Annotated in this window: 12 protein-coding genes and 1 tRNA gene; 2 read left to right on the forward strand and 11 right to left on the reverse strand. The window is 65.9% G+C overall.

Annotation, left to right across the window (positions count from 1 at the left end; genetic code table 11):
- Nucleotides 1–922 precede the first annotated feature (922 nt).
- The 11 genes from CKO40_RS22485 to CKO40_RS22535 form a co-directional block, all read right to left on the reverse strand.
- Nucleotides 923–1792, reverse strand: coding sequence for an efflux RND transporter periplasmic adaptor subunit (locus CKO40_RS22485; protein WP_242477267.1), 870 nt, complete (start codon nt 1790–1792; stop codon nt 923–925).
- Nucleotides 1789–2847 (reverse strand): TolC family protein, encoded by a 1059-nt coding sequence (locus tag CKO40_RS22490; RefSeq protein ID WP_242477268.1) that lies wholly within the window; start codon nt 2845–2847, stop codon nt 1789–1791. The genes CKO40_RS22485 and CKO40_RS22490 overlap by 4 nt, the downstream gene beginning before the upstream one ends.
- 102 nt (nt 2848–2949) lie before the next feature.
- A complete protein-coding gene (polA, locus tag CKO40_RS22495) occupies nt 2950–5751 on the reverse strand; it encodes a DNA polymerase I (RefSeq protein WP_200348696.1) in 2802 nt (933 codons plus the stop codon).
- A 46-nt stretch (nt 5752–5797) separates the two neighbouring features.
- Complete coding sequence (locus tag CKO40_RS22500; RefSeq protein WP_200348697.1) at nt 5798–6556, reverse strand: 16S rRNA (uracil(1498)-N(3))-methyltransferase; 759 nt, start codon at nt 6554–6556, stop codon at nt 5798–5800.
- Nucleotides 6557–6583: 27 nt separating this feature from the next.
- Nucleotides 6584–6982, reverse strand: coding sequence for a DUF423 domain-containing protein (locus tag CKO40_RS22505; protein ID WP_200348698.1), 399 nt, complete (start codon nt 6980–6982; stop codon nt 6584–6586).
- Nucleotides 6976–7644 (reverse strand): HEAT repeat domain-containing protein, encoded by a 669-nt coding sequence (locus CKO40_RS22510; protein WP_200348699.1) that lies wholly within the window; start codon nt 7642–7644, stop codon nt 6976–6978. Before CKO40_RS22510 ends, CKO40_RS22505 begins: the two co-directional genes overlap by 7 nt.
- Nucleotides 7645–7718: 74 nt before the next feature.
- Complete coding sequence (locus tag CKO40_RS22515) at nt 7719–8072, reverse strand: TusE/DsrC/DsvC family sulfur relay protein (protein ID WP_200348700.1); 354 nt, start codon at nt 8070–8072, stop codon at nt 7719–7721.
- A 379-nt stretch (nt 8073–8451) separates the two neighbouring features.
- Nucleotides 8452–8922 (reverse strand): DUF302 domain-containing protein, encoded by a 471-nt coding sequence (locus CKO40_RS22520; protein ID WP_200348701.1) that lies wholly within the window; start codon nt 8920–8922, stop codon nt 8452–8454.
- A gap of 230 nt (nt 8923–9152) precedes the next feature.
- Nucleotides 9153–9680: a hypothetical protein gene (locus CKO40_RS22525; RefSeq protein ID WP_200348702.1), complete on the reverse strand. Its 528-nt coding sequence runs from the start codon at nt 9678–9680 to the stop codon at nt 9153–9155.
- A 317-nt stretch (nt 9681–9997) separates the two neighbouring features.
- On the reverse strand, nt 9998–10939 hold the full coding sequence (gene hypB, locus CKO40_RS22530; RefSeq protein ID WP_200348703.1) for a hydrogenase nickel incorporation protein HypB: 942 nt from the start codon (nt 10937–10939) through the stop codon (nt 9998–10000).
- Nucleotides 10940–11245: 306 nt separating this feature from the next.
- Nucleotides 11246–11608, reverse strand: a complete 363-nt coding sequence (locus CKO40_RS22535) for a hydrogenase maturation nickel metallochaperone HypA/HybF (RefSeq protein ID WP_200348704.1) — start codon at nt 11606–11608, stop codon at nt 11246–11248.
- 138 nt (nt 11609–11746) lie between these two features.
- Between CKO40_RS22535 and CKO40_RS22540 the strand changes: the two genes are divergently transcribed.
- A tRNA-Lys gene (locus CKO40_RS22540) sits at nt 11747–11822 on the forward strand.
- A gap of 398 nt (nt 11823–12220) precedes the next feature.
- On the forward strand, nt 12221–12415 hold the full coding sequence (locus CKO40_RS22545; RefSeq protein ID WP_200348705.1) for a hypothetical protein: 195 nt from the start codon (nt 12221–12223) through the stop codon (nt 12413–12415).
- Nucleotides 12416–12498 lie beyond the last annotated feature (83 nt).

Genomic DNA, 12498 nt, shown 5'->3' on the forward strand with positions numbered 1-12498 from the left:
GCTTTTGTCCGATGGGTGTGCAACGATTGTTGTGTAGCGACTGCTCAACTGAGGAGCCGGATGCGGGAATTCCGCACGTCCGGATCTGTGGGAACCACGGGTGAGCAATCACCCGTGGTCACCCGGCGGCAATCGCCTAAGAAGCCCTGACAGAATCGATCCCGCGGACTTACCAATCATCCTAGAAACCGCAGTTGGACGGCCGCTAGGGTGCGTCCCGCGTGCCTGTTCAGAGATTGGCCAGCGAGGCACAACGAGGCGGAATCGTCATGCTCTTCCAACGCGTTGTCACAACGCTCGGCGCCGCGCGGGGCGTGCCCTGGTGGGCGTAGCGGCCCTCATCCGTGGGTGCGCTGCAAAAAGTGCCAGAAGTCTTTTTAATTCAGAAGGTTGCATGATTTGCGAAGCGCTCAACTGCGGTTTCTAAGGTCATGAGCTTGTCCGACGCAAACGGCCGTTTTGATCGGGCCTCTAAGGAGATGCCGGAGGCCTGAGCGGCCGCCGGTGTCAGAGCCGATGCGCTGTTCTAATCGAGGTCGAAGAACGCAAAAAGGAGAGCGGTACAATGCGCTCCGGCATGGGGCCATAGTGGCTGGACCCCGGCCACCGCAGGCGGTGTCTGATCGGTGCAGCGGGTCATGACCGTTTCTCGTTTAGGGCGATGGGTGCTCGAGAAGCGGTTCGGAACAGCATGGTCCCCGCCAAAGCCGCTGGAACGGCGTCGATGACCGAGGGGCGTTCGAAGAAGGGAGCGGACAAAAGAAACCCCGGCGATCGGGGGAAGCACCGGGGTAACTGGTCCCGGTATCGGATCACCGGGAGATATCACCACATCGGGAGGGGGAGCCCGGTGTGGCTCTAGCGCGTTGCCGCGCTTGGCATTTTCAGTATAGCAGAGGAAATTCGGGGTCGCCGAGATTTCTTACGGCAAGATTACTTGGACGAACTCTGAAGGCCTGAGGATCTCGTCGGGCCGGCTATCGAAGATCACATCGAGCTCATAAACGGCGCCTTCGGGGTCGATCCGGACCGCTTCGACACCAAGGCTGTAGATCTGCCCCTCGCGCAGCGTTCCGCGCACGTTGATCTTGGCTGCTTGACCCGGCCGATAGCGGCGCAGCACGTCCGCGGTCACGAGCACGCGTGCCAGCATTTGGCTGGTTGGCGCCACGGCGACCAGAGGCGCCTGTTGTAGGGTCTTGTAGATCACCGCGCCCTCGTAGGTGTTACGCGCGACGACGATGCCGTCGAAGGGGGCCCGCAGCTCGGTACGCTCGAGCAAGACATCGGCTGCGGCTTGGTCGGCCTTGGCGGCCTCGTGCGCGGCGACCGCGGCGGCCTTGTTCAGTTCGGCATCCTTCAGCTCCTCGATCGCGATCAGGCCGCGATCGAAGAGCTCCTGCGAACGGGCGAGCTCACGCTCGGCATCCTCGAGTGCGACCGCGCTGCGCGTGACCCCGACCTTGGCCTCGAGACTCCCGGCGCGTGCCTCGCGCTGGTCCATACGCAGGAGCAGCTGGCCGTCTTCGACATGCTGGCCGGGGTTGACCATGACCTCTTCGACGACGCCGTTCTCGACGGCGCGCATCTCGACCTTGTGCACCCATTCCAGACGGCCACTGAGTTGGAGCGCGGCCGCGTCGGTTACAGTGATGACCTGCAGGAGACCCAGCACGAGACCCAGCAGGAGACCAGCACCTGACCGGTAGCGGCGGTGTTTGGAAGGGACCGGCCGGGCTGCGGGACCCTGTCGGCTCGGCGCGAGGGCGCGGATCGCTGTCGGCATCATCATGGTGCAAGTCCCTGTAGCGCATTGAGCTCGGCTTGGGTCAGGCGCTGGCAGAATGCGGTCTTGCGCTCGTCGCGGCGGGCCTTGGTCTGCTGGCTCATCGAGTAGCCCAGGTCCGAGGTGGCCTCGAGCTCGTAAAGGGTGCGGCTCTCATCGAGCTTCAGGTCACGCCAATCGGATTCGGTGCGCGCGTGCTCTGCGACGACCGCGAGCAGGTCCAGACGGGTGAGCAGTTCCAGCGCCTGCTCGCGCAGCGCCGCGCGGATCAGCGCTTGCTCGGCCTCGTTTGCGTCCTTCATCAGTGCCTTGACGCGAGGATTCTGATCGAGCGCGCGGGCGACGACCTGCTCGAGCCCCGGTGGCTCGCTGAGCTGCGGATCGAGCTCGGGCGTCACCAGATCGCGCGGCAGTGATTCGGGATGTCCGAGTGCCCCCGCGAGCAGCGAGCGCGTGACCCGTTGGGCCGCCTCGGCGGCTGCGCGCTGCCGGCGGATGAGTTGATACTTCGCCTGCAATGCGGCGATCTGTAAGGCCGAGAACTGACCAAGCTCACCGCGCGCCTCGGCCCGGTCGAACTGGATGAACGCGACGGCCATGGCTTCGTTGTCGCGGGCGAAGCTCAGGTCGGCGAGCAGGACATCGAAGAAGCGCTGCATGATCTCCAAGCGCTGGGCGTCTTCCGGATCGAGCAGCTCCGACCAGGCGACATCGCGCGCCGCATCGGAGGGGCGCGCGCCGCTGAACGCGAGGGAGTGGCAGCCGAGGTAGAGCGGTTGCGGGCGCGGCAAGTCGAGCGGGAGTGCGCGCGGCTCGGACGTGTCGGTAGCAGCTGGCCGCGCGCGCACCCGCGGATGATCCTGGGCAAAGCTGAGCGCCTGCTCCAGCGAGAGGGGGTCGGGTACCGGCTCCGCGTCGGTCTCCTCGACGGCGAGGACGGGCGCCGGCAAGACTGCCGCGAGCCCGAGCAGGGCCGCGATCAGGTGCGCGGCCGGTCTCGGGAGGGCGGCGCTTCGGCGCTGGCTCGGGGGGGCGATCGATGAATGTCTCATCGGTCTCATGCAGTTCATCCTCCAAAAAGGCGGTTCAGGTCCACCTATGATTGTGCCGGCGCCCTTGATCAGGACACCAGGACGCCTCTGGATACTGGGAAACCGAGTAGCTCAATGCGCCTCGTCCCAGTTGGCGCCGACCCCGGCCTCGACCAATAGCGGCACGGCGAGCTCGGCAGCCCCTTCCATCAGGGTGCGGATACGCTCGCTGGCGCGCTCGATGGCCTCCTCGGCGACCTCGAACACGAGCTCGTCGTGGACCTGCATGATCATTCGCACCGGCGGCTGCTCGCGCGCGATCCAGGCATCGACCGCGATCATCGCGCGCTTGATGATGTCGGCCGCGGTGCCCTGCATCGGGGCGTTGATCGCGGTGCGCTCGGCGGCGCTGCGCAGCTGGTGATTGCTGTGGGTGATGTTGGTCAGGTGCAGCCGGCGGCCGAACAGGGTCTCGACGAAACGGTTCGCGCGCGCCTGCTCGCGGGTCTCGTCCATGAACGCGCGCACGCCGGGGTAGCGCGCGAAGTAGGCGTCGACATAGTCCTGCGCCTCCTGGCGCTCGATGCCGAGCTGGCGCGCGAGTCCGAACGCGGACATGCCGTAGATCAGCCCGAAGTTGATCGCCTTGGCCGAGCGGCGCTGCTCGCTGGTGACCGCCTCCGGCGACAGGCCGAGGATCTCGGCGGCGGTCGCGCGATGGATATCCTGGCCGGCGGCGAAGGCCGCGAGCAGGCGCTCGTCCCCGGAGAGATGGGCCATGATCCGCAGCTCGATCTGCGAATAGTCGGCGGCCAGCATGCGCATGCCCGGCTCGGGCACGAAGGCGCGGCGGATGCGGCGGCCATCCTCGCTGCGGATCGGGATGTTCTGCAGGTTCGGGTCGCTGGACGACAGGCGGCCGGTGGCGGCGACCGCCTGATGGTAACTGGTGTGCACGCGGCCGGTCTCGGGGTGGATCATCGCCGGCAATTTGTCGGTGTAGGTCGAGCGCAGCTTGGTCAGCCCGCGGTGCTCGAGGATCAGTCGCGGCAGCTCGTAGCCGTCCTCGGCGAGCTTCTCGAGCACCGCCTCTGACGTCGATGGCGCGCCCTTGGGTGTTTTGGCGACCACCGGCAACTGGAGCTGCTCGAAGAAGATGGCGCCGATCTGCTTCGGCGAGCCCATGTTGAAGCGCGCGCCGGCCTCGGCATAGGCGCGCTCCTCGAGCGCCGCGGCGCGCTCGGCGAGGTCCTGGCTTTGGGCCTCGAGCTCGTCGCTGTCGACCCGCACGCCGGTGCGCTCCATGCGTGAGAGCACCGGCACCAAGGGCAGCTCGATCTCGCGATAGATGCGCGCGAGCCCGGGCTCGGCCTCGATCCGGGGCCAGAGCGCCTGGTGCAGGCGCAGCGTGATATCGGCGTCCTCGGCGGCGTAGGGCGCGGCGGTCTCCAGCGGGATCTGATCGAAGCTGAGCTGCTTGGCGCCCTTGCCGGCGATGTCCTCGAAGTGGATCGTCTGCTCGCCGAGGTACTTGCTCGCCAGCGAGTCCATGTCGTGCCGGGTCGCGGTGCTGTCGAGCACATAGCTCTCGAGCATGGTGTCGTGCGCGATCCCCTGCATCCTGATCCCGGCGCGGGCGCAGACGCTCATGTCGAACTTGAGGTTCTGCCCGACCTTGGCGTGATCCGGGTCCTCGAGCAGCGGTTTGAGTGCGCCGAGCACGCGCTCGCGCGAGAGTTGGTCCGGCGCGCCCGGATAGGCGTGCGCGACCGGGATATAGGCGGCCTCGTGGGCGCTGACCGCGAGCGAGACCCCGACGATCTCGGCGCGCATGTAGTCGAGCGCTGTGGTCTCGGTGTCGAAGGCCCAGAGATCGGCCTGTCGCAGCCGCTCGATCCAGGCGTCGAAGTCGGCCTCGGTGAGGATGGTCTGATAGGCATTCGCAGTGCCTTGCTGGGAGCCATTTTGGGTTGCCTGATCGCCTCTAGGCTGGGCCCCTGGCTGGGTCGGGTCGTCGTCGCGGCCCGCGCCGTTCGCTTCGAGCGTCGCGAGCAGGCGTCGGGATTCGATGCGCTGGTACCAGCCGCGCAGCGCCTCGCGGTCGGGCGCGGTCGGCTGCAGGTCGGTCGGGGCGAGCGCGAGCGGCACATCGCGCTTGATCGTCGTGAGTTGGCGCGCGAGCGGGAGCTGCTCGAGCGAGGCGCGCAGGTGCTCGCCGATCTTGCCCTTGACCTCGTCGGCATGTGCGATCACGCCGTCGAGGTCGCCGAACTGCGCGATCCACTTCACCGCGGTCTTCGGGCCGCATTTGGGCACGCCGGGGATGTTGTCGATGCTGTCGCCCATCAGGCTGAGGTAGTCGACGATGCGCTCGGGCGGGACGCCGAACTTGGCCTCGACCGCGGCCGGGTCCAGCAGGCTGTTGCTCATCGTGTTGACCAGCGTGATCCGGTCATCGACGAGCTGGGCCATGTCTTTGTCGCCGGTCGAGATCAGCGTCGCCAGCCCCTGCTCGGCGGCGCGGGTCGCGAGGGTGCCGATGACGTCGTCGGCCTCGACCTTAGGCACCTCGATCAGCGGCAGCCCCATTGCCTGGATGATCGCCTTGAGCGGCCCGAGCTGCTCGCGCAGCTCGTCGGGCATCGGTGGGCGGTTGGCCTTGTAGTCGCTGTAGAGCTCCTCGCGGAAGGTCCGCCCCGGGGCATCGAAGACGACGCCGATGTGCTCGGGCTGGGTCTCATCGATGAGCTTGCGCACCATGTTCAGCACGCCGACCAGCGCGCCGGTGGCCTCGCCGCGGGAGTTGGTGAGCTTGGGCAGCGCATGGTAGGCGCGAAACAGATAGCCGGAGGCGTCGATCAGGACAACGGGATAGTGGGCGGGAGACTGGGTGGCAGACTGGGTGGAAGACTGGGTGGAAGATTGGGCTGGCATGATCGGGACCTGGGAGAGACAGCGCCGCGCAGGCGACGGCCGAACCTTAGCATGCGCGCGTCACGGTCGGCGGGTGGGATCGGAAATCCCCCCAGAGGGCCTGAACCGCGGCGATGGCCGCGAGCGGCGCGGTCTCGGTGCGCAGGACGCGCGGCCCGAGCCACACTGGCGTCAGTCCTTGGGCCTGGGCCTGCTCGCGTTCATCGGGCGTCAGTCCGCCCTCGGGGCCGATCAGCAGCGTCAAGGTCGCAGCCGGCGGCGGCAGCGCGGTCAGGGCGGTTGCCGCGGCCTGATGCAAGAGGATGCCGTCGGGGTGGCCGGAGGCCAGCCAGCGCGCGAGCGGGATCGGCGGCTCGAGCCGCGGCAGGCGCCGGCGGCCGCTCTGCTCGCAGGCGGCGATGATCACGCCGCGCCAGTGCGCATGGCGCTTGGCGAGACGGTCGCCGCTGAGCCGCACCAGTGAGCGCGTCGTGAACAGCGGCTGGATCGCGCTGACGCCGAGCTCGACGGCCTTCTGGATCGCGAGATCCATGCGCTCGCCGCGCGAGATCCCGAGCGCCAGGGTGATCGCGAGCGGCGGCTCCGGCTCAGGGGCGCTGACGGCGAGGGTCCGCACCCGGACCTCCTCGCGGGTACTGCTGAGCAGCTGCGCGTCGTAGTCGTATCCGTCGCCGTTGAAGAGGACCACGGGCGCTCCGGGCACGAGGCGCAAGACCTTGGCCGCATGGCGTGCCGGTCTCGGCTCGAGCCGCAGCTCGCTGCCCACCGCGAGGGGCTGCTCGGTGAAGAGTCGGTGCTGACGCATGCGCGGCGCCTTGCTTGCGAGGGTCAGTCAGTCCCCCCTTGCCGGGAGATGCAACAGGGCCGCAGCCGCCAGCCCCCAGCCCAGGAGCATCGCGACACCACCAAAGGGCGTGATGGCGCCAAGCAGGCCAATCCCGGAGAGCACGAGCACGACCAGGCTGCCGCTGAAGACCAGGGTGCCGCCGATCAGCAGCCAGCCTCCGACCCGCAGCAGACGCCGGGCGCGCGCTGGCAGCTCGGCGTTCAGACAGAGCGCGGCCAGGGCGAGTAAGCCGGCGCCCTGCCAGCCGAGATAATGAGCCGCGGTGTTCCAGACCTCGAGGCGCTCAGGCGTGACCGCGCCTGCGACCGCATGGGCACCGAAGGCGCCGAAGGCGATTGCGGCGAGGGCGAACAGGGCGCCGCTGACGGCAAACGGTCTCAGCATCCGGTGCTCTCCTCGAGATCATCGGAGCCATCGAGCACGGCCAAGGTCTCGACGGCGATCTCGCGGACGTCCTCGGATTCGTCCTGCAGCAGACGACGGACGGCTGCCGCGGCCGTCGGATCACCGGCGAGACCGAGGAAGTGGCAGGCATCGGCTCGGGTCTGTGGATAGGCCGATAGGGTCAGTTCGATCAGTTGCGGGACGCAGGCCCTCAGTGCGGGTGTCTCGGCAAGCTCTTCGACGACGGCACTGATGCCGATGCGCGCGCCCATCTCGAGCTGCTCGTTGGTCATCCGATCGAGCAGGTCGCTCAGGTGCTGCGGATGCTCGCGCAGTAAGGCGATGACTCGGGTCAGCTGTTGCTCGGAGAGGAGCGCGAGCAGATACTCCGGCCAGCCGCTGCCGGCGGCGGCATGCTCGGCCCAATCCTCGAGTTCGTGAAAGCTGCGGGCACCGACCAGCTCGAATCGGCCCAGCTTCAGCCAGGGGACGGATCGGACGCCGAGCGCCTGTGCCGGCTCTGGACGCAGATCGAGGTTGATCAGCTCAAGCCGGCCGAGTTTGCCCATCTTGGTCAATCTCAGCACGGCCTCGGCGACCGAGGCGCAGTGCGGGCAGCTCGTGCGGATCAGAAGGGTAGCGTCGGCGGCGTTGTCAACCATCCTGTCAGGATACTGCAGCGCGCGCCGGATCGCTCGAGTGAGACCGCCCGCCGGTCGTGGCGGGCAGTCCGTCCTCAGCAGGAATGGCAGTAATGGTCCGGCAGTCCGGCGATCCGGCACGCCTGTTTGCAACCGCCCTGGGGGAATAGAGACTCGAGCTTCTTGCGCGTACAGGGCGTGTGTTGGGAGACCTTCTCACCGATCGCCCGAATGATGACCTTCGGTGAGGGCGGGATCTCATGGAAGGCGTAGTATTCGCGTAGGAACTCGATCACTGTCCAGTGGCATTCGGTCAGGGTGAGCCCCTCCTCCTCTGCCATCGCGTAGGCCAGCTCGTTGTCCCAGTCCTCAAAGCGGGCCAAGAAGCCCTTGCGGTTGAGCTGGACTTCGCGTCCAGCCAGTTCGCCGACGGTATTCAGTGCAGTCATCGATGTACTCCTCCACCGGCTCCCGGGTGGATCATTCGTCTTGCTTTCGTGAACGGGGCGGCGGTTGAGGGATGCTTCGCCCCGACTCGGATGGACTCCAGGCCGTGCTCCTGCTGTATCGGCTTATTCGTGTATTAGAGACTTGTGGAACAGGGTTCTTTATTTTTGTCAAGGCAATATAGTCTCTTGCCGCCGATGATGCAGCGAGCAAAGGGGATCTGGATCAATCCTTTCGGAAATTCTTCGGGTGAGCCAGTCAGACGCACAGTCTGAACAATCCGCTGGCTTCGATGAGACGAGAAACGATAGCTGATCGCGTTCTCGTCATGCGGTGCAGATGAGCAGCGGCGTCCGATGCCGCGCAGTCGATCAGAGACTGTTACCAGCTGATCGCCTCTTCGGCGATGCCCTTCAGCGTTGCGGCGACCTCGGCCATTGCAGGACTCTGCTCGGTCTCCTCGGGCGGGAACCGGCGGTGAGCAACGTAGGTCGTGTTGGGCTCGTCCGGCAGCTGGTAGACAGCGATGATGAAGGGGCAGTTGACGATAGAGCGCGGGTCTTCGCTGATCATCTTGCGCGAGAGGACGGCGCTGCAGAATTCGACCGATTCGGCCTCGATGAAGAGGGATTCGCCGAGTCCGAGGTCTTCACCGGTGCGCTCGAGCATCTCGTTCATGTGCATCACGTTGTTGATGAACATGCCGCGTCCCTGAATCGCCAGCTTGAGTCCGTCCATCACGTCCGAGAAGCTGCTATCGCTCTCGTAGACGGCGTAACGATCGGCCGCGAATGCTGTCGGGCCGACCGTCATCAGCACTACGCTCAACAGAAGGGTCGATAATCGGGTCATGCACTGTGCTCCTCGGCGGCAGGTGCGGCCTGTTCGGTGATTGGCATGCGGGATGGATGCCCCGGCGACCCAGGGCAGTCCTAACCGAGGACGGCCGGCTCAGCCGCCTGTTTCAGGACGATGTGTAGGGCTGCTGGTGCAGCGGGGCCAGGGCGCAGGCGACGCAGCGCCTTTCGGGGTATCCCGCCGCGGCTGGGCGCGGGCGCAAGGCGGCGCCCGGCATTCGTATCCTAGTATTGGTCCATCGGGCGGAAGGCTGGGGCCGAAGGATAGCCGGCGCCGCTGTCCGGGGCTTGTCGCGGTTGCGCCTGGCCTGATCCGCCGCCGCGCGCCTCGAGCTGCTCGATGCGCCGCTTCAGGGCCTCGATCTCCTTGTCTTTCGCACCATCGCTCCGGCTTGGTGCCGATGGCGTGGGGGCGGTCTGCGCTGGCGCCGAATAGGCGGGTGCGCCGTAGCCCGGAGCGGGTGCGCCATACCCCGGAGCGCCATAGCCTGGTGCGCCATAGCCTGGCGCGCCGTAAGGGGCATAGCCACCATAACCGCCGTAGGGGGCATAGCCTGGGACACCGCCGTACGGGCCAGCACCATATGGCCCCCATGGGCCTTCGTCATAATAGTAGTCGTCGTCACCGCCGCCGAACCAACGGCCCGGATTGAACATATCCCCGAAGCCGATGGCATGGGCTGTTGGTGCAGCCATGATCAGCACGGCAGCCAGCGTCAGCGTCTTTGTCGGTGGATGCAGCAGTGTTGTCAAAGTGAGATCCTCCGTCCGGATCAGCGAATGGTTATCGTCTTGGTCGGGTCGTCATCGCCCCCTTAGTCGGCCCCTTATCGTTCCGCCGGGACCAATCCAGGCGAAGGAGCCGCCTATTTCCAGTATCTGGCGGCTTCTTGGTGTCCGGATCACATCAGTCGAGACGATAAGTGGGCCCGCCCGCGGGCGCCGGCCTCGCCGGCGGGAGCATACTACAGCGGCTCGCCAATGACGCGTTGATGGGCTTCGAGGCGATTGGCGCCTGGCTGGTCGCACGATCTGGCCTGCGCTGTCAGGCGCGTGCTCATGTTGGCTCCCTAGTGCTCGTGAGCGATGTCGTGCCCCTGGCTGTGATGGTGACCGTGATGATGACCATGATGATGGTGCACAGGGTCGTGGTGCGCATGATGACCGGTGCCTGCGGCGGGGGATTCCGATAACGCGGCGGCGTGGAGTCTCGCGCCATCGGGCTGCAGGCTCGGATGGGCGGTCAGGCCGGCCGCAAGGCGTTCGCGCTGAGCTGCGACCTCGCTGCGAAGCCAATCGAGCCATGGGGAGAGCTGTTCGTGGCCGGCACGGACGGCAACCTGCTCAAACGGGACCGTGCTGGCGAGATTGCGCAGGTAGTGCTCGGCGCGGCCGGGGTCGAAGTCATCTAACACGGGTAGCAGATCGGCCTTGCTCAGCAGTACGAGGTCGGCCGCGCGAAACATGACCGGATACTTGGCCGGCTTGTCGTCTCCTTCCGGCACCGACAGCAGCGTCACATTACGATGCTGACCGAGGTCGAAGCTGGCCGGGCAGACGAGATTGCCGACATTCTCGATGAATAGGACGTCGATCTCATCGAGGTCGAGCTGATGCAGCGCGTCATGGACCATGTGCGCATCGAGATGGCAGGCGCTGCCGGTTGCGATCTGAATGGCCGGGACCTGCTTCGCGCGGATGCGCTCGGCGTCGTTCTCGGTCTCCAGGTCCCCCTCGACCACTGCGATACGGAGCTCTCCCCGCAACGCTTCGATCGTGGCTTCGAGCAGGCTCGTCTTTCCGGCGCCAGGTGACGACATCAGGTTCAGCGCGAGGGTGCCGTGACGGTCGAAATGCTCCCGATTGTGCGTCGCCTGATGGTCATTCTCGCTGAGGAGGCTGCTGAGCACCTCCACCGCCGCGCGTCCATCGGCGGTCTGGGCATGCTTGCCGTCGGCGTGCACCAAGTGCTCGTTGCCCGGAGTGATGTTACAGCCGCAGGTATCGCACATGACAATCTCCAGTCGGATCAGGGTGTTCGGGCGCGGTTCCCGCGCGTGAAGGTCAACTATAGCAGTGCGGCATCCAGCCGGCACAATGGGTTTGGCCATCGTGGGTGCGGTCCGATTGCTGGCTTCGACACTCACTTCGAGCCGGCTTAGGCGATTGCCGGAAAAGCTCGTACCGAATTACGCAGGATTTTCGTTTGCCTTCGAGGAGCGTCGCCGGGAGCATAGCCGGGCTATGTGACCGGCGGCGCGACGAAGAAGGCGAGCGAAAAGACCAGCAAGGCGGTATGAGCTTTGACAGAAATCGCCTTAGGTTTCGGCCTCTTCGGGTACACTCAGCTCAAGGCTCGCGAGCAGCATCTCGTCGCCGCTCGTCAGCCTGGTGTGGTGGCTTCCGCAGTCTCTGCACAGCAGCCGATTGGGGCTCGCGTCGGTCTCGGCGCCGCAATCGACGCAGTGCACCCGCACCGGCGACGGCTCGACCTCGATCTCGGCCTCGGCCGCGATGGTGCCGGCCGCCGCGAGCGGATAGGCATTCAGCAGCAGCGGCGCCTCGACACCCGAGAGCGGTCCGATCCGCAGCCGGATGCGTTCTACCCGCTCGGCACCGTGGTCTTGAGCGATGCGCTTGACCTGATCGAGCAATGACAGGCAGACAGAAAGCTCATGCATGCTCTGCGCGCCCCGGGAGCGGAAACGGGCCGACCGCCAAGGTCAGGTGAAACACTGGACACCTGGGGTACTTCGGGTTTACCATAGAAAGCTTAGCTCGGGCTGGGTAGTGACAAGAAACCTCTATACCATCCTAACGGGCCGTTAGCTCAGCTGGTAGAGCAGGGGACTCTTAATCCCTTGGTCCGGGGTTCGAATCCCTGACGGCCCACCAATGATCGAAGGCTTGCGAGCGAATCCGCCGCAAGCCTTTTTTCGTTCTGAGGGCCAGACTGCTCGCAAGTTGATGTCCCGCCCCTTTCTTCTATAGAAGCAAACCCGGCTCGACTGCTCAAAACACAAAGCCGCCAGTCCTAGCCTCGTCGTCCGTGATGCTATGCGGATGCTCGCCTCCGTGCTGAGCTGGCTGAGTCCCCGCACCGAGCCAGCTCGGCGACGTCGATCCGGGCGTCTGACACGAAGAGCGCCGCCGGCCCGCCAAGCTCCGCCACGCGCGGGTGCTACAGCGGCGCTTCCGTTAACACCCCCAGATGTACCTCGCCGCGCTCGAGGGGCGGCTGCTCAAGCTCAGTTTGCCTCCATAGTTTTTCGGACCGCATCGGGTCGACCTTTATGACCCGCGGTGACGTAGATCTCGTCGGCCTCGATCTCGCCGCTGAGCAGGGGGTGAGGTTGCGCGCACTCGATGCCCTGGCGCAGTTGCTTGCTCATGCCCTGCACGTCATCCTTATTGAGCCCCAGCTCGCCGGCAATCTGCCGATTCTGCCTATTCCGACGAACGTGACCGCGGATTCCGACGGAACGTGACCGGCCGTGGACTCGCGCACGCACTGGGCCTGGAATCGTCGACCTATCGGTCACGATCCGTCAACGGGCGGCGTGATGTCTCT

The organism is Halochromatium glycolicum, assembly GCF_016584085.1.
GTDB lineage: Bacteria > Pseudomonadota > Gammaproteobacteria > Chromatiales > Chromatiaceae > Lamprobacter > Lamprobacter glycolicus.

Excerpts from the sequence above, each read along its gene's own strand:
- polA (WP_200348696.1), bottom strand. The coding sequence starts at position 5,751 with ATGCCAGCCCAATCTTCCACCCAGTCTTCCACCCAGTCTGCCACCCAG.
- CKO40_RS22485 (WP_242477267.1), bottom strand. The coding sequence starts at position 1,792 with ATGATGATGCCGACAGCGATCCGCGCCCTCGCGCCGAGCCGACAGGGT.
- hypB (WP_200348703.1), bottom strand. The coding sequence starts at position 10,939 with ATGTGCGATACCTGCGGCTGTAACATCACTCCGGGCAACGAGCACTTG.
- CKO40_RS22505 (WP_200348698.1), bottom strand. The coding sequence starts at position 6,982 with ATGCTGAGACCGTTTGCCGTCAGCGGCGCCCTGTTCGCCCTCGCCGCA.
- CKO40_RS22520 (WP_200348701.1), bottom strand. The coding sequence starts at position 8,922 with ATGACCCGATTATCGACCCTTCTGTTGAGCGTAGTGCTGATGACGGTC.
- CKO40_RS22490 (WP_242477268.1), bottom strand. The coding sequence starts at position 2,847 with ATGAGACCGATGAGACATTCATCGATCGCCCCCCCGAGCCAGCGCCGA.
- CKO40_RS22500 (WP_200348697.1), bottom strand. The coding sequence starts at position 6,556 with ATGCGTCAGCACCGACTCTTCACCGAGCAGCCCCTCGCGGTGGGCAGC.
- CKO40_RS22510 (WP_200348699.1), bottom strand. The coding sequence starts at position 7,644 with ATGGTTGACAACGCCGCCGACGCTACCCTTCTGATCCGCACGAGCTGC.
- CKO40_RS22535 (WP_200348704.1), bottom strand. The coding sequence starts at position 11,608 with ATGCATGAGCTTTCTGTCTGCCTGTCATTGCTCGATCAGGTCAAGCGC.
- CKO40_RS22515 (WP_200348700.1), bottom strand. The coding sequence starts at position 8,072 with ATGACTGCACTGAATACCGTCGGCGAACTGGCTGGACGCGAAGTCCAG.
- CKO40_RS22545 (WP_200348705.1), top strand. The coding sequence starts at position 12,221 with ATGACCCGCGGTGACGTAGATCTCGTCGGCCTCGATCTCGCCGCTGAG.